The sequence below is a fragment of the Klenkia brasiliensis genome, assembly GCF_900100695.1.
Taxonomy (GTDB): domain Bacteria; phylum Actinomycetota; class Actinomycetes; order Mycobacteriales; family Geodermatophilaceae; genus Klenkia; species Klenkia brasiliensis.
Window position 1 is genome coordinate 340,581 of record NZ_FNCF01000004.1, and the last position, 15,734, is coordinate 356,314.

Below are 15,734 nucleotides of genomic sequence, written 5' to 3' on the forward strand. Positions count from 1 at the left end.
ACCGGCAGCGACACCCAGGAGCCACGACGATGAGCGAGACCGTCCCCCCGCACCGGTACACCCCGGAGCTGGCCCAGCAGATCGAGCTGGCCTGGCAGGACCGGTGGGAGGCCGAGGGCACCTTCGCCACGCCCAACCCCACCGGCACGCTCAGCGAGGGCTTCGACCGCGTCGCCGACCGGCCCAAGGCCTTCCTGATGGACATGTTCCCCTACCCCTCGGGGGCCGGGCTGCACGTCGGGCACCCGCTGGGCTACCTGGGCACCGACGTGACCAGCCGGTTCCTGCGCATGGACGGCCACAACGTGCTGCACCCGATGGGCTACGACGCCTTCGGCCTGCCCGCCGAGCAGTACGCCGTGCAGACCGGCCAGCACCCGCGGGTGACCACCGAGGCCAACATCGCCGCCATCTCCGCGCAGCTGCGCCGGCTGGGTGTCGACCACGACCGCCGCCGCACCTTCGCCACCATCGACCCGGGCTACTACCGGTGGACCCAGTGGATCTTCACCCAGATCTTCGGGGCCTGGTTCGACGACGTCGCCGGCAGGGCCCGCCCGGTCGAGGAGCTGGTGGCCGAGCTGGACGCCGGTACCCGGCAGCCCGCGCCCGGCACGCTGCCCGAGGGCCGCGACTGGGCGTCCCTGGACGCGGTCGAGCGGCGCCGCGTCGTGGACGCGCACCGGCTGGCCTACCTGAACCAGGCGCCGGTGAACTGGTGCCCCGGCCTGGGCACCGTGCTGAGCAACGAGGAGGTCACCGCCGACGGCCGCTCCGAGCGCGGCAACTTCCCCGTCTTCCGGCGTCCGCTGACCCAGTGGATGATGCGGATCACCGCCTACTCCGAGCGGCTGCTGGCCGACCTGGACCGGCTGGACTGGTCGGACTCGCTGAAGCAGATGCAGCGCAACTGGATCGGCCGCTCGACCGGCGCGCGGATCCGGTTCGGTGACATCGAGGTGTTCACCACCCGGCCCGACACCCTGTTCGGCGCCACCTACCTGGTGCTGGCCCCCGAGCACCCCCTGGTCTCCTCGCTGACGGCCGCCGCGTGGCCCGACGGCACCGACCCGCGGTGGACCGGCGGGGCAGCCACCCCGGCGGAGGCGGTCGCGGCCTACCAGCTGCAGGCCTCCCGCCGCAGCGAGCTGGACCGTCAGGCCGAGGGCCGGGAGAAGACCGGTGTGTGGACCGGGGCGCACGCCACCAACCCCCTGACCGGCCGCGAGCTGCCCGTGTTCGTCGCCGACTACGTGCTGACCGGCTACGGCACCGGCGCGATCATGGCCGTGCCGGGTGAGGACACCCGCGACTTCGAGTTCGCCGACGTGTTCGGCCTGCCCGTCGTGCGCACCGTGCAGCCGCCGGAGGGCTTCGAGGGCGGCGCGTACACCGGTGCCGGCCCGATGATCAACAGCTCCAACGAGCACGTGCAGCTGGACGGGCTGGACAAGGCCGCGGCGATCGCGACCGTCACCGAGTGGCTGGTCGCCCACGGGCACGGCGAGTCGACCACCACCTACAAGCTGCGCGACTGGCTGTTCAGCCGGCAGCGCTACTGGGGCGAGCCGTTCCCGGTCGTCTACGCCGTCGACGGCCCGGACGCCGACCTGCCGGTCGCCGTCCCCGCCGACCAGCTGCCGGTGCTGCTGCCCGACGTCGACGACTACTCGCCGAAGACCTTCGCCGACGACGACGCGACGTCCTCCCCGGAGCCGCCGCTGTCGCGGGCCACCGAGTGGACGACGGTCGAGCTGGACCTGGGCGACGGGCCGCGCCGCTACCGCCGGGAGACCAACACGATGCCCAACTGGGCCGGGTCGTGCTGGTACTACCTGCGCTACCTGGACCCGGGCAACGACGAGCGGTTCGTCGACCCGGAGCTGGAGGCCTACTGGATGGGCCCGCGCGCGGAGGGCGACGTCGGCGGCGTCGACCTGTACGTGGGCGGCGTGGAGCACGCGGTGCTGCACCTGCTGTACGCCCGCTTCTGGCACAAGGTGCTGTTCGACCTGGGCCACGTCTCCTCCGAGGAGCCCTTCCGCCGGCTGGTCAACCAGGGCTACATCTCCGCCTACGCCTACACCGACGCGCGGGGCTTCTACGTGCCCGCCGCCGAGGTGGTGGAGAAGGACGGCGCGTTCTTCTTCGAGGGGCAGCCGGTCAACCGCGAGTACGGCAAGATCGGCAAGAGCCTGAAGAACATGGTGACCCCCGACGAGATGATCGGGGCCTACGGCGCGGACACCTTCCGGGTGTACGAGATGTCCACCGGGCCGCTGGAGCAGTCCCGGCCGTGGGAGACCAAGGCGGTCGTGGGGTCGCAGCGGCTGCTGCAGCGGATCTGGCGCGTGGTGGTCGACGAGGAGACCGGTGAGGTGCGCGCCGCCGACACCGAGCCCTCCGCCGACACGCTGAAGGTGCTGCACCGGGCGGTCGACGGCGTGCGCGACGGCATGACCACGCTGCGGTTCAACATCGCCATCGCGCGCACCACCGAGCTGACCAACCACCTGACCCAGGTGTACGGGCAGTCCGGGCCGGTGCCGCGGCAGGTGGCCGAGTGGCTGACCCTGCTGGTCGCGCCGCTGGCCCCGCACCTGGCCGAGGAGCTGTGGTCGCGGCTGGGGCACGAGGGTTCCGTGGCGTGGGCGCCGTTCCCGGTGGCCGACCCGGCCCACCTGGTCGACGACACCGTGCAGATCGCGGTGCAGGTCAACGGCAAGGTGCGGGCCCAGCTGGACGTGCCGGCCGACGCCGACGCCGCCGCGCTGGAGGCCGCCGCGCTGGCCGACGCCCGGATCGCCGAGCTGCTGACCGGGAAGACCGTGCGCAAGGTGGTCGCGGTGCCCGGCCGCCTGGTCAACGTCGTCGCGACCTGACCGGTGCGCGGCGTGGACCAGCTCAGCTGGTCCACGCCGCGGCGGGTCTCAGGCGGGGGAGATGCGGATGACCGCGCGGCGCTCGCGGCGACGCAGGATGCCGACCAGCCGGCCGGCGCCGTAGGTGATGCGCCACTGCCAGCCGTAGCGGCGGGCCAGCGCCCGCAGCGCGGTGGGCCACTCCTCGGGCGGCAGCAGCCGGGCCTGTGCCTCGACGGCGTCCCCCTGCAGGGTGCCGCGCACGTCGCACGGGGCGACGGTCACCCGGCTGGTGTGCCGCAGCCGCTTGACCTTGCCGGAGTCGGCGCGGGTCCAGACCACCAGGTCCTCGCCGTCGGGGGCCGCCCAGACCGGCGTGGGGACGGCGACGCCGGACCTGCGGAAGGTGGTCAGGCTGACGTAGCGGCTGCCGGGGAGGGCGCTCACCGGGCCGGTACGGCGGTGAGCACCGCCCGCATCTCCTCCTCGACGGCGTCGACCACCTCGGTGACCGGGACGTCGCGGCCCAGCTCGGCCGACAGCGAGGTCACCCCGGCGTCGGTGATGCCGCACGGGATGATGCCGCCGAACCCGGCGGTGAGGTCGGGGTCGCAGTTGAGCGCGAAGCCGTGCATGGTGACGCCGCGGGACACCCGGACGCCGATCGCGGCGATCTTGCGGTCGGGCTGCGGGCCCACCCCGGGCTGGTACCCGGCGCGCACCCAGGCCCCGCTGCGGCCCTCGACCTGCTCGGCCGCGACCCCGAACCGGGCGCAGACGGCGATGAGCGCGACCTCCATGCGGCGGACGTGGGCGACCACGTCGACCGGGTCGGGCAGCCGCACGATCGGGTACCCGACCAGCTGCCCCGGGCCGTGCCAGGTGATCTTGCCGCCGCGGTCGACGTCGACGACGGGCGTGCCGTCCTGCGGGCGCTCGTGCGGCTCGGTGCGCTTGCCCGCGGTGTAGACCGGCGGGTGCTCCAGCAGCAGCATCGTGTCGGGAGCGGTGCCGGCGACGACCTCGGCGTGGACCGCCCGCTGGCGGTCCCACGCCTCCTGGTACTCGACGAGACCGGCCCGGACCACCTGCAGTTCGCTCACCGCCCCAGCCTATGCCTGCACCGGGACGGGGCGGAGGCGTCGCAGCACGGCCCGGGCGGTGCGCGCGCCGCTGGCCATGGCGCCCTGGATGGACGGGGTGTCGCGGTGGTCGCCGCACACGAACAGCCCGTCGCCGAGGTCGACCGGCCGGCGGTGCCGCAGCGGGGGTACGGCGGCCGGTTGGGCGCCGGTCACGGTGACGCTGGTCAGGTGCTCCAGGTCGGTCGTGACCACCCCCTGGGTGCGGGCGACCTCCTCGCGCACGTCGGCCTCGCGCGTGGGGGCCAACGTCGAGCTGGCCACCAGCGCCCGGCCGTCGGGGCTGTAGGCGGGCTGGGCGTCGCTGACCACCACCGAGTTGACCAGCTGCCCACCGGGCTCGCCGAGGACCACGAGCGGGACCCCGCGGGGGGAGGCGGCGAGCACGTGCAGGTGGGTGGTGACCCGACGCGGCGCGGACGCCTCGACCGACGGCAGGAGCCGTGACGCGGTGCCGGGGTCGGTGGCCACCACCACGGCGTCGGCGCGGGTGGTGCCGGCCGCCGTGCGCACCTCGCTGCCGGTCACCCCGGTGACCTCCGTGCCCCAGTGCCGGGCAGCGGCCGGCAGCCGGTCGGCCAGCTGCTCGCCCACGGCCTGCATGCCGCGCGCGGGCAACCCGATCCGGCCGCGCACGAAGCTGCGCCACACCAGGTCCAGGTAGCGGCTGGAGGTGTCCAGCCCGGACTCCAGCAGCACCCCCGACAGGAACGGCCGGAAGAAGCGCTCCATCGCCGCGTCCCCGACCCGCGCGGCCCGCAGCGCCTGCTCGGCGGTGCGCTCCGGTGCGGCCAGCAGCCGCTCGACCGGCGCGTAGCCGGCGCGCGCCGAGAACAGCCCGATGGCGGCCTCGTGCAGCAGCCCGCCCAGCGGCGCGCGCACCGTGTCGACGACGGCGCCGGGGTGCCGGCGGGGGTCCACCACCCGGTGCTCCCGGCCCTCGTGCCGCACCACGGCACCGGTCCAGAACCAGCCGAGGTCCAGCGCCGCCAGGTCGAGGTCGGCGGCGGCGCGGGGGTAGCCGGTGTTGAGCACCTGGAAGCCGCGGTCGACGGTGAACCCGTCGACGACCTCCGTGCTGAGCCGACCGCCGGGGTGGTGGGCGGCGTCGACGACGTGCACGTCGGCACCCGCGGCGGCGAGCCGGACGGCTGCGGACAGCCCGGCCAGCCCCGCCCCGACGACGACGACCTCGGCACGCGGTGGGAGTGGCATGCCGCTGAACCTAGGCGGGTGCACCGACGGCGACCTCCCGGACGGCCGGTCGGCTGTGGACGACCGCCGCACCTGTGGACAACCCCGGTCGGCGTCGCCGCGGCGCCCTACCGTGCCGACCGTGCCCGACGCAGACCGCCCCGCCACCCCGGACCGCTGCCCGGTGGTGCCCGGCTACGTGCTGGAGGAGCGGCTCGGGCGCGGCGGCAGCGGGGAGGTGTGGCGGGCCCGGCCGCGCCGCGGCGGCCCCGCGGTCGCGGTCAAGGTGCTGCACCGGGGAGACCCCGAGCAGCAGGTCCGCGAGGCCGAGGTCCTGGCCGGTCTCGAGCACCCGCACCTGGTGGCGCTGCACGAGGTCGTGCGCCGGCGCACCCGGGACGGCGAGCAGGTCGCGCTGGTGCTCGACCTGCTCGCCGGTGGCAGCCTGGCCGACCTCCTGGCCCGGCGCGGGCGGCTGCGCCCCGGGGAGGTGGTCACCGCGGTCGCCCCCGTCGCGGCCGCCCTGGCCCACCTGCACGACCGCGGCATCGTGCACGGCGACCTCTCCCCGGGCAACGTCGTGCTCACCGCGGAGGGCCGCCCAATGCTCACCGACCTCGGTGTCGCGCGCGCGGTGGGGGAGCCGGGCAGCGGCCAGGTCACCCCGCCCTACGTCGACCCGGTGGTCGCGCGGGGCGGTGCGCCGGGTCCGGCGTCCGACGTGTTCGGGGTGGCGGCCGCGGCGTTCCACGCCCTCACCGGCATCCCGCCCTGGAACGCCGCGGGCCCCGGGCAGACGGTGGTGGTCGCGGCGTCCGGCGAGCTCCCCGACCTGGCACTGCTCGCGCCCGAGGCGCCGGGCGAGCTCGTCGCCGTCGTGCAGCGGGGGCTCTCCCCGCACCCGCACCTGCGCGGCACCGCGGCCGCCTTCGCCCTGGACCTGCGGCACGCCTGCCGGCCGGAGCGGATCGCGCTGCCGGCGCCCGGGGTGGACCGCGCGGCGCTCGCCCGCACCGGGTACGTGCCGCGCACCGAGCTGACCCACCAGGTCCGGCGTCCCCCCGGGGCGCACGCCGCCCCCGCGCCGTCCCGGGGGCGGTCCGGCTGGCCGGGGCGGGTGGCGGCCCGGCTTCCGGTGCGCGGGGGTGGCCCGGCCCGTGCGGTCCGACGTGTCCTGGTGGTCACCGCGGTGCTCGCGGCGCTGGCCGGGTCCGGGTGGCTCGGTGTGCAGTGGGGCCGCGGCGTCGGCGACGGCACGGTCCCCGCCGCCCGCACGGGCACGGCGACGGCGTCGGGGTCGGGGTCGGCGACCGCACCGTCCCCGTCGGCGCCTCCCGGCACGGTCAGCTCGGGGCCGTCCACCGCGACCAGCGGGCCGCCGGGGGTCGACGTCGACAGCACCGAACCGCCCGCCGGCGCAGCGGGCTGGGCGCAGCTGGTCGGGCAGCTGTACGGCCGTCGCGCGGCCGCGCTGTCCGCCGGGGACCCCGGGGCGCTGTCGGGCGTCTACCCGTCGGGCAGCGCGCTGCTCGACGCGGACGCCGCCTGGGCGAGGGAGCTCGCCGCCGCGGGCCAGCAGCTCCAGGGGTTCGCGCCGCTGGTGGTGGCCGTGCAGGACGTCGTGCCCCTACCCGGCGGGGTGCGGGTCCGGCTGGTCGACCGGGTGCCCCCGTACGTGCTGGGCTCGGCGACGGGTGGGCAGGACGTGCCGGGCCGGGGCGACCGGCCGGTGGTGCTCACCCTGCTCGCCACCACCGCCGGGTGGCGCATCGACGCCGCGGAGCTGACCGGGTGAGCGTGCCGTCAGTGCTGGTCGAGCGCCCAGCGCAGGGCGGACTCCACGTCGCCGTGGGTGAACGTGAAGCCGGCCTCCATGAGCACCCGCGGCAGGGCGCGCTGGCCGGCCAGCACCCCGAGCTGGGCGAACTCACCGAGCACCGCCGACAGGGCGAACCCGGGCACCGGGAGCACGGTCGGCCGGTGCAGCACGCGGCCGAGGGCCTCGGTGAAGGCGGCGTTGGTGACCGGCTCGGGTCCGGTCAGGTTGACCGGCCCCGCGACGTCGGCGGTGAGCAGGTGACGGATGGCGTCGACCTCGTCACGCAGGCTGATCCAGGGCCACCACTGCTTCCCCGACCCGAGCTTCCCGCCGACGCCGAGCTGGAACAGCGGCCGGATCTTGGCCATCATCCCGCCGCGGGCGAGCACCAGGCCGGTGCGCAGGTGGGCCACCCGGATGCCGGCGGCCTCGGCGGGTGCGGTGGCCGCCTCCCACTGCACGCAGACGTCGGCGAGGAAGTCGCGGCCGGCGGGGCTGCTCTCGTCGAGCACCTGGTCCCCGCCGTCGCCGTAGTAGCCGACGGCGGAGGCCGACAGCAGCACCCGGGGCCGGTCGGGGTCGGCGGCCGCGGCCTGGGCGAGCGCGGCCGCGACCGTGGCGGTGCTGTCGACGCGGCTGTCGACCACCTCGCGCTTGTACGCGTCGGTCCAGCGCTTGTCGCCGATGCCGACACCCGCCAGGTTGACCACGGCGTCGACGTCGGCCAGCACGCCGTCGTCGAGCTGGCGGTGGGCCGGGTCCCAGCGGTGCTCGTCGGCGGTGCGGGGCGTGCGGCGCACCAGCCGGCGGACCTCGTGGCCGTCGGCCTGCAGGGTGGCGACGAGTTCGGTGCCGACCAGACCGGAGGAACCGGTCACCGCGATGCGCATGGTCTGGGGAGTCCTCCGGGTCGGGGGTGGATCAACGGCACCAGCGTGCCCGCAACGGGGCCCGACGGCACGTCGGGCCCCGGCGGAGTCCGCCGGGGCCCGAGGTGGTGGTGCCGGGTGGGGTCAGCTCAGCCCGAGCTCACCGTGGAACGCGCCGGCCTCCAGCCGCTCCTTCACCGTGGTGAGGAAGCGGGCGGCGTCGGCGCCGTCGACGATCCGGTGGTCGTAGGACAGGGCCAGGTAGACCATCGACCGCACGGCCACGACCTCGCCGAGGTCCGGGTCCTGCACGACGACGGCGCGCTTGACGACCGATCCGGTGCCGAGGATCGCGACCTGCGGCTGGTTGATGATCGGGGTGTCGAACAGCGCCCCGCGGCTGCCGGTGTTGGTCAGCGTGAAGGTCCCGCCGCCCAGCTCGTCCGGGGTGACCTTGTTGGTGCGGGTCCGCTCGGCCAGGTCGGCGATCTTGCGGGCGATCCCGGCGATGCTGAGGTCGCCGGCGTCCTTGATCACCGGCACGAGCAGCCCGCGCTCGGTGTCCACCGCGATGCCGAGGTTCTCGGCGTCGTGGTAGCTGACCGTGCCGGCCTCCATGTCGAGCGAGGAGTTCACCGTCGGGTGGGCCTTCAGCGCCTCGACCGCGGCCTTGGCGAAGAACGGCAGGAACGACAGCTTGACGCCCTCGCGGGCGGCGAAGTCGGCCTTGGCCTGGTCGCGCAGCTTGGCGATCCGGGTGACGTCGACCTCGACGACCGTGGTCAGCTGCGCACTGATCTGCAGCGACTCGACCATCCGCTTGGCGATGACCGAGCGCAGCCGGGACAGCTTCTCGGTGCGGCCGCGCAGCTTGGTGTCCGGCGCGGGCACCGCGGGGGTCGGCCGGGACGCGGCGGGGGCCTGCGGGGCCGGGGCCGAGGCGGGTGCCGACTCGGCCGCGGCGGCGGGCGCAGCGGCCTCGGCGGCGGCCAGGACGTCCTGCTTGCGGATGCGGCCACCGACGCCGGTGCCCGACACCGACGCCAGGTCCACGCCGTGCTCGGCGGCCAGGCGGCGCACCAGCGGGGTGACGTAGGCGCCACCGCCGTCGCCGGAGGGCGCCGGCGACGAGGAGGCGGACGCCTGCGGGGCCGGTGCCTGCGGGGCCGAGGCCTGCGGGGCGACCTGCGGTGCCGGCTGCGACGTCGGCGACTGCGCGGGGAGCGCGCCGCTGGAGCCGTAGTCGGCACCCGGGGTCTCGGAGGAGACCTCGGCCTTGTCGGGCGTGGGCTGGGCCTGGGCGCCGTCCTCCTGCTGGGCCGGCTCTTCCTGCTGCGCGGGCTCGGCGGCCGGGGCGGACCCGCCACCGGCGCCGCCGATGACGGCCAGCTGCGCGCCGACGTCGACGGTCTCGTCCTCGCCGACCAGGATCTTGGTCAGCGTGCCGGCCGCGGGCGACGGGATCTCGGTGTCGACCTTGTCGGTGGAGACCTCCAGGAGAGGCTCGTCGACCTCGACGGTGTCGCCCTCCTGCTTGAGCCAGCGGGTGACGGTGCCCTCGGTGACGCTCTCGCCGAGCGCCGGCATGGTCACCGGGGTGCCCTCGCCGGACCCGCCGCCGGACACGCCGTCGGAGCCGCCGGTGGACGCGGGGGCCGGCTCCGGCTCCGGGTCGGCCTGCGGCTCGGGGGCGCTCTGCGGCTCGGGGGCCTGCTCCTCGGCGGGCGCGGACGCGCCACCGCTGTCGCCGCCGCCCTCGCCCTCCCCACCGATGACGGCGAGCTCCGCGCCGACCTCCACCGTCTCGTCCTCGGCGACCACGATCTTGGTCAGGACACCTGCCGCCGGCGAGGGGATCTCCGTGTCGACCTTGTCGGTGGAGACCTCCAGGAGGGGCTCGTCGACCTCGACGGTGTCCCCCTCCTGCTTGAGCCAGCGGGTGACGGTGCCCTCGGTGACGCTCTCGCCCAGGGCGGGCATCGTGACGGACGTCGGCATCGAGTGCAGTTCTCCTCAGGTCAGGGGTGGTTCAGGGGGACGGTCGGGTCAGCTGTGCGAGTGCAGGGGCTTGCCGGCGAGCGCGAGGTGGGCCTCGCCGACGGCCTCGCTCTGCGTCGGGTGCGGGTGGATCAGGGAGGCCACCTCGTCGGGCAGCGCCTCCCAGTTGTAGATCAGCTGCGCCTCGGCCACGAGCTCGCCGACCCGGCTGCCGACCATGTGCACGCCGACGACCGGCCCGTCCTTGGCCCGCACCAGCTTGACCGCGCCGGAGGTCTTGAGGATCTGGCTCTTGCCGTTGCCGCCCAGGTCGTAGTTCACGACCTCGACCTCGCCGAACTTCTCCTTGGCCTGCGCCTCGGTGAGGCCCACGGAGGCGACCTCGGGCTCGGAGTAGGTGACCCGCGGGACACCGGCGTAGTCGATCGGCACGACCGGCAGACCGGCCAGCCGCTCGGCGACCAGGATGCCCTCGCCGAAGCCGACGTGGGCCAGCTGCAGGGTGGGCACCAGGTCCCCGACCGCGGAGATGGTCGGCACGTTGGTCTGCATGTACTCGTCGACCAGGACGAAGCCGCGGTCCATGGCGACGCCGGCCTCCTCGTAGCCCAGGCCCTGGCTGACCGGGCCGCGGCCGACGGCGACGAGCACGATCTCGGCCTCGTAGGACTTGCCGTTCTCCAGCTCGACGGTCACGCCGTCCGAGCCCGGGGTGACCTTGGAGACCCGGCTGCCGAGGGAGAAGTCGATCTTGCGACGGCGGTAGGCGCGCTCCAGCAGCTTCGAGGACGCCTCGTCCTCCAGCGGGACCAGGTGCGGCAGGCCCTCGATGATGGTCACGTCGGCGCCGAAGGACTTCCAGACGCTGGCGAACTCGCAGCCGATGACGCCGCCGCCGAGGATGATCACCGAGCTCGGTACGCGCTCGAGCTCGAGCGCCTGGTCGCTGGTGATGACGGTCGTGCCGTTGATGTCGATGCCGGGCAGGCTGCGCGCGTAGGAGCCGGTGGCCAGCAGGACGTGCTTGCCCTCGTAGGTGGTGTCGCCGACGGCCACGGCGGTCGGGGAGACCAGCCGGCCCTCGCCCTCCACGTAGTTGATCTTGCGGCTCTTGATCAGGCCCTGCAGGCCCTTGTAGAGCTTGGCGGTGACGCCGCCCTTGTAGTCGTTGACCCCGGCCATGTCGATGCCGGCCAGGGAGGTCTTGACCCCGAACTGCTCGCCCTCGCGGGCGGAGTCGGCGACCTCGGCGGCGTGCAGCAGGGCCTTGGTCGGGATGCACCCGCGGTGGAGGCAGGTGCCGCCGACCTTGTCCTTCTCGACCAGCACGACCGACAGGCCGAGCTCGGCGCCCCGCAGCGCGGCGGCGTAGCCCCCCGACCCACCACCCAGGATGACGAGGTCGGCGGTCTGGGTGGGTGCGCTCACGGGTTCTCCTCGGTGCAGGGCGGCGCGGTCGGCGGCGGGCAGGTCGTGCCCGCGCGACCAGGTGCGGGGGAGTGCGGGCCCCATCCTGCCACCTGTCGGGAACGCGTACCCGACCTGCTCCGTTGGCCCGCTGGGCGCCGTCGTGCGCGCCCCGCGCGGTCGGTGCGCCGACCGGTGGCGGTGCACGGGAGGAGCGGGTCGTGGGGTTCATGGATCGACTGCGGGGCCGTCGGCCGGCGAGCGGGCAGGGCGCCCGGGGCGACCGGCACGGCACCCTGGACCGGGCCTCGGGCAAGGCCGACCTCAGCCACATCGAGCAGTTCGTGGCCAGCCGCCGGGGTGTGGAGGGGTACGTCGAGCCGCGCACCGCGGTCACCGAGACCACCATCCTGCTGGTGGCCGCCGACGGTGAGTGGACGCGGCGGCGCATCGCCGGCCCCGAGGTGGGGCGCACGCTCTCCCGTGACCTGGGCATCCCCGTCTACGACGCCCAGGTCACCGGCTACCCGCAGCGGATGCGGGACTGGTCGGCCCGGCAGAAGCACAAGCTCGACTGAGCCGGCCACCGCCCCGCGCCGGTCAGTCCGCGATGAGGCCCTCGATGGTGGCCAGCAGGGTGCGCACCGGCACGCCGGTCCCGCCGCCGGGGGTGAAGCCCCAGGCCCGGCCCGTGTTGTAGGCCGGACCGGCCACGTCGACGTGGGCCCACGGCAGCCCGGCGGGCACGAACTCGGCCAGGAAGTGGCCACCCACCAGCATCCCGCCGAGCCGGTCGGGGTTGGCGTTGACGAAGTCGGCCGTGGTCGACTCGAGGCCGCGGCGCAGCTCCGGCGGCAGCGGCATCGCCCACATCGGCTCGCCCACCCGGTTGCCCGCGGCGACGACCGCGTCGCGCAGGTCGTCGCTGCCCATGACGCCGGCCGTGCGGCCGCCGAGGGCGACCGTCTGCGCGCCGGTCAGCGTGGAGGTCTCCAGCAGGTAGTCGGGGGAGTCCTCGGCCGCCCGGGCGATCGCGTCGGCCAGCACGATGCGGCCCTCGGCGTCGGTGTTGGTGATCTCGGCCTTCTTGCCGTTGCGGAAGGTGACGACGTCGGCCGGGCGGTAGGCGCTGCCCGAGGGCAGGTTCTCCGCGATCGGCACCGTGGCGGTGACGTCGACGGGCAGGCCGAGCTCGGCGACCAGGCAGACGGTGGCGATCACGGCGGCGGCGCCGGCCATGTCGCTCTTCATGTCCTCCATCTTCAGCGCGGGCTTGATCGACAGGCCGCCGCTGTCGAAGGTGATGCCCTTGCCCACCAGGGCCACCGAGCGGCGCGCCCGTCGGCCGCGGTAGGACAGCCGCAGCAGGCGGGGCCCACGGGTGGACCCGCTGCCGACCGCGAGGATGCCGCCGTAGCCGCCGGCGGCCAGCTGCTCCTCGTCGAGGACCTCCACCGACAGCCCCGCCCGGCGGCCGGCGGCGGCACCGCGGGACGCCAGCTCGGCCGGGAAGAGGTCGTTGGGCGGGGTGTTGACCAGGTCGCGGGTGAGGGCGACGGCGTCGGCGACCGCGCGGACCCGGGCGAGCGCACCCTTGGCCGCGCCGGCGTCGGGGACGACGAGCTCGAACGACGTCGGGGGCGCGGGCCGGTCGGCGGGCAGCTCGGACTTGTAGGCGGTGAACTCGTACGCCCCCAGCAGCGCGCCCTCGCCGACCGCGTGCAGCCGCTCGTCGTCGGGGGCGCCGCCGACGGCGGCGAGCAGGGAGACCACCGCGGGCCGGCCGGTCAGGGCCCGGCTGGCCGCACCGGCGGCGCGGCGCACCGCGTCGGGGGAGTAGCCGCCGTCGGCGCGGGGCGTGCCCAGCCCGGCGACCGCGACCACGGGGAACGGGCCCTGGCCGAAGGTGGCCAGCCGGGTCACCTCGTCCTCCCCGCCCCGGGCGCCCAGGTCGGCCAGTGCCCCCATGAGCCGCCCGCCGAGCAGCCGGTCCACCGCTTCGGCACCCGGGGTGGGCAGGGGCCCGTCGGGGCCCTTCCCGACACCGACGACGACGGCGTCGCCGGTCAGCTTCTCGAGCGGGCGGTCGGTGGCGGAGATCGTCGGCGGCACCCCGACACCCTAGAAGGGTCCCGCTACGGTCGCCTCCGTGACCGCGCAGACCCCGTCGCTGACCTCGCCCCTGCACGAGCGCCACCTCGCCCTCGGCGCGAAGCTGGCCGACTTCGGGGGCTGGTCGATGCCGCTGGAGTACGCCGGCGGCGGCGTGATCGCCGAGCACACGGCGGTGCGCCAGGGCGTGGGGCTCTTCGACGTCTCCCACCTGGGCACCGGCACCGTCCGCGGGCCCGGCGCCGCCGCGTTCGTCGACCGCTGCCTCACCAACGACCTCGCGCGGATCGCCCCGGGGCAGGCGCAGTACACGCTGTGCTGCCTGCCCGACGGCGAGGACCGGGCGGGTGGCGTGGTCGACGACCTCATCGCCTACCTGTACGGCGACGACGACGTGCTGCTGGTGCCCAACGCCGCCAATGCCGCCGACGTCCTGGGCCGGCTGGCCGCAGCCGCGCCCGAGGGCGTGACCGTGACCGACCGGCACACCGAGGTCGCGGTGCTCGCCCTGCAGGGACCGCAGTCGGCCGAGGTGCTCGCGGCGGTCGGGCTGCCCGGGTCCCTGGACTACATGGCTTTCGACCGGACCCAGGGCACCGGCGACGTCACCGTGTGCCGCACCGGGTACACCGGTGAGCACGGCTACGAGCTGCTGGTGGAGGCCGACCGCGCGGGCGAGCTGTGGGACGCGCTGCTCGCGGCGGGCGGGACCGAGCAGATCCGCCCGTGCGGCCTCGGCGCCCGCGACACCCTGCGCACCGAGATGGGTTACCCGTTGCACGGCCACGAGCTGTCGCCGGACATCACGCCCGTGCAGGCCCGGGCCGGCTGGGCGGTCGGTTGGCGCAAGCCGGAGTTCTGGGGCCGGGAGGCGCTGCTGGCCGAGCGCGAGGCCGGGCCGGTCCGTCAGCTGTGGGGCCTGCGCGCACCCGGCCGGGGCATCCCCCGGCCGGGCATGCAGGTCCTGGACGGCACCGGCGCGCGGGTCGGCGAGGTCACCAGCGGGACCTTCTCGCCGACCCTGCGCGCCGGGATCGCGCTCGCGCTGCTGGACACCGCCGCCCGGCCTGCGCCCGGTCTGGAGCTGGCGGTCGACGTCCGGGGCCGCACCTCACCGGTCGAGGTCGTCAAGCCGCCGTTCGTCGAGCCGCACGTGCGCTGAGGCGGCAGCCGGTCCTCAGCCGGTCTTCGCGGTCTCCTTCTTCTCCTTCGCCGGGGTGGGCGGCTCGGGCAGCTCGTCGGCGACCTTGGCCCGCCGGTCGCCCATCGGCACCGGCTCGCCCTCCGTGGTGTCCTGCGCGGTCTGGTGCTCGGTCTCGGCGTTGATCTCGGCGCCGAGCAGCACGAGGAAGACCGTCAGCTGCAGCCACAGCATCAGCACCACGACGCCGGCGACGGCGCCGTAGGTGGCCGAGTAGGAGCCGAAGTTGCTGACGTAGAAGCTGAACGCCACCGAGACCACGACCCAGGCCAGCGTGGCCACGACCGAGCCGAGGGTGACCCAGCGGAACTTGGGTGCGTCCCGGTCGGGGGCCACGCGGTACAGGATGGCCAGGGCCCCGGCCATCAGGCCGAGCAGCAGCACCCAGCGCAGCACCTGGGCCAGGATCGTGCCCACGATGCCCAACGGCAGGGAGTCCAGGACGACGGGGGCCACGGCCACCAGCGAGATGGTCACCAGCACGAAGACGATCGCCCCGAGGGTCAGCAGCAGCGACAGTCCGCGGAGCTTGACGAAGCCCCGGGTCTCCACCTCGTCGTAGGCCAGGTTCACCGCGGTGATCAGGTTGTTCACCCCGCCGGACGCCGACCACAGCGCCGCGAGGATGGAGACCACCAGGCTCACCGACAGTGCCCCGCTGTTCGCGTTCGCCACCGACGACAGCTGGTCGTCGATGATCTGCAGCACCTCCTGGGGCACGGCGCCGCGCAGGCTGTTCACCTGCTCCTGCACCGTCGCGGGGGAGGCGACCAGGCCGTAGAGCGAGATGGCGGCGATCAGCGTGGGGAAGATGGCGAGGAAGCCGAAGAAGGCCACGCCGCCGCCGATGATCGGCATGTTGTCCGCGCTGTTCTCGGCCCACGCCCGCTTGAGGATCTGCTGCCACCCGCGCCGCGGGATCTCCGTCGGGCTCGTCGCGTCCACCCCGGGCAGCCGGGCCTGCTGCCCCTTCGCCTGCGGCGGGTCGGTCGCCGTCCGCCCCGGTCCCCGGTCCTCGGCGTGGGCCGCCGCCTCGCGGGCGGCGGCCCGGCGGGCGGCCTTCTCCTCGACGCGCTGGCGGATGCGGTCCACCGCGCTGTCCGGTCGTTCGATGCCGTCCATGGTCAGACC

Annotated in this window: 12 protein-coding genes; 4 read left to right on the forward strand and 8 right to left on the reverse strand. The window is 75.2% G+C overall.

From position 1 onward, the window contains the following. Nucleotides 1–29 precede the first annotated feature (29 nt). Nucleotides 30–2,882, forward strand: a complete 2,853-nt coding sequence (gene leuS / locus BLT39_RS13530) for a leucine--tRNA ligase (RefSeq protein WP_091064056.1) — start codon at nt 30–32, stop codon at nt 2,880–2,882. 48 nt (nt 2,883–2,930) lie between these two features. Here leuS and BLT39_RS13535 read toward each other — a convergent pair whose 3' ends face one another. Genes BLT39_RS13535 through BLT39_RS13545 form a run of 3 tightly spaced genes read right to left on the reverse strand, consistent with a single transcriptional unit; the run spans nt 2,931 to nt 5,218 of the window. After that, nucleotides 2,931–3,308, reverse strand: coding sequence for a PPOX class F420-dependent oxidoreductase (locus BLT39_RS13535; RefSeq protein WP_091064059.1), 378 nt, complete (start codon nt 3,306–3,308; stop codon nt 2,931–2,933). Further along, nucleotides 3,305–3,964 (reverse strand): lipoyl(octanoyl) transferase LipB, encoded by a 660-nt coding sequence (gene lipB, locus BLT39_RS13540; protein WP_091064060.1) that lies wholly within the window; start codon nt 3,962–3,964, stop codon nt 3,305–3,307. Before lipB ends, BLT39_RS13535 begins: the two co-directional genes overlap by 4 nt. Nucleotides 3,965–3,973: 9 nt before the next feature. Beyond that, nucleotides 3,974–5,218, reverse strand: coding sequence for an FAD-dependent oxidoreductase (locus BLT39_RS13545; RefSeq protein ID WP_091064066.1), 1,245 nt, complete (start codon nt 5,216–5,218; stop codon nt 3,974–3,976). A 121-nt stretch (nt 5,219–5,339) separates the two neighbouring features. Between BLT39_RS13545 and BLT39_RS23350 the strand changes: the two genes are divergently transcribed. Beyond that, nucleotides 5,340–6,992: a serine/threonine-protein kinase gene (locus tag BLT39_RS23350; RefSeq protein WP_278246986.1), complete on the forward strand. Its 1,653-nt coding sequence runs from the start codon at nt 5,340–5,342 to the stop codon at nt 6,990–6,992. Nucleotides 6,993–7,000: 8 nt separating this feature from the next. Here the strand turns inward: BLT39_RS23350 and BLT39_RS13555 are convergent, their stop codons facing one another. From BLT39_RS13555 to lpdA, 3 genes are all read right to left on the reverse strand, one after another. Then, on the reverse strand, nt 7,001–7,906 hold the full coding sequence (locus tag BLT39_RS13555) for a TIGR01777 family oxidoreductase (protein WP_091064070.1): 906 nt from the start codon (nt 7,904–7,906) through the stop codon (nt 7,001–7,003). Nucleotides 7,907–8,029: 123 nt separating this feature from the next. Then, nucleotides 8,030–9,883: a 2-oxoglutarate dehydrogenase, E2 component, dihydrolipoamide succinyltransferase gene (sucB, locus tag BLT39_RS13560; RefSeq protein WP_091064072.1), complete on the reverse strand. Its 1,854-nt coding sequence runs from the start codon at nt 9,881–9,883 to the stop codon at nt 8,030–8,032. A 48-nt stretch (nt 9,884–9,931) separates the two neighbouring features. Continuing rightward, on the reverse strand, nt 9,932–11,311 hold the full coding sequence (gene lpdA, locus BLT39_RS13565; RefSeq protein ID WP_242658386.1) for a dihydrolipoyl dehydrogenase: 1,380 nt from the start codon (nt 11,309–11,311) through the stop codon (nt 9,932–9,934). A gap of 209 nt (nt 11,312–11,520) precedes the next feature. Between lpdA and BLT39_RS13570 the strand changes: the two genes are divergently transcribed. Continuing rightward, complete coding sequence (locus tag BLT39_RS13570) at nt 11,521–11,868, forward strand: oxidoreductase (RefSeq protein ID WP_242658387.1); 348 nt, start codon at nt 11,521–11,523, stop codon at nt 11,866–11,868. A gap of 22 nt (nt 11,869–11,890) precedes the next feature. On the opposite strand, the gene BLT39_RS13575 is transcribed toward BLT39_RS13570, so the two are convergent. Then, nucleotides 11,891–13,402 carry a leucyl aminopeptidase gene (locus BLT39_RS13575; protein ID WP_091064091.1) on the reverse strand — a complete coding sequence of 504 codons (1,512 nt, stop codon included), beginning with the start codon at nt 13,400–13,402 and terminating at the stop codon, nt 11,891–11,893. Between the two features lie 37 nt (nt 13,403–13,439). Here BLT39_RS13575 and gcvT point away from each other — a divergent pair, with 37 nt between their 5' ends. Further along, nucleotides 13,440–14,564, forward strand: coding sequence for a glycine cleavage system aminomethyltransferase GcvT (gene gcvT / locus BLT39_RS13580; protein ID WP_091064092.1), 1,125 nt, complete (start codon nt 13,440–13,442; stop codon nt 14,562–14,564). Between the two features lie 15 nt (nt 14,565–14,579). Here gcvT and BLT39_RS13585 read toward each other — a convergent pair whose 3' ends face one another. After that, nucleotides 14,580–15,725 carry a YihY/virulence factor BrkB family protein gene (locus tag BLT39_RS13585; RefSeq protein ID WP_091064093.1) on the reverse strand — a complete coding sequence of 382 codons (1,146 nt, stop codon included), beginning with the start codon at nt 15,723–15,725 and terminating at the stop codon, nt 14,580–14,582. Nucleotides 15,726–15,734: the final 9 nt, after the last annotated feature.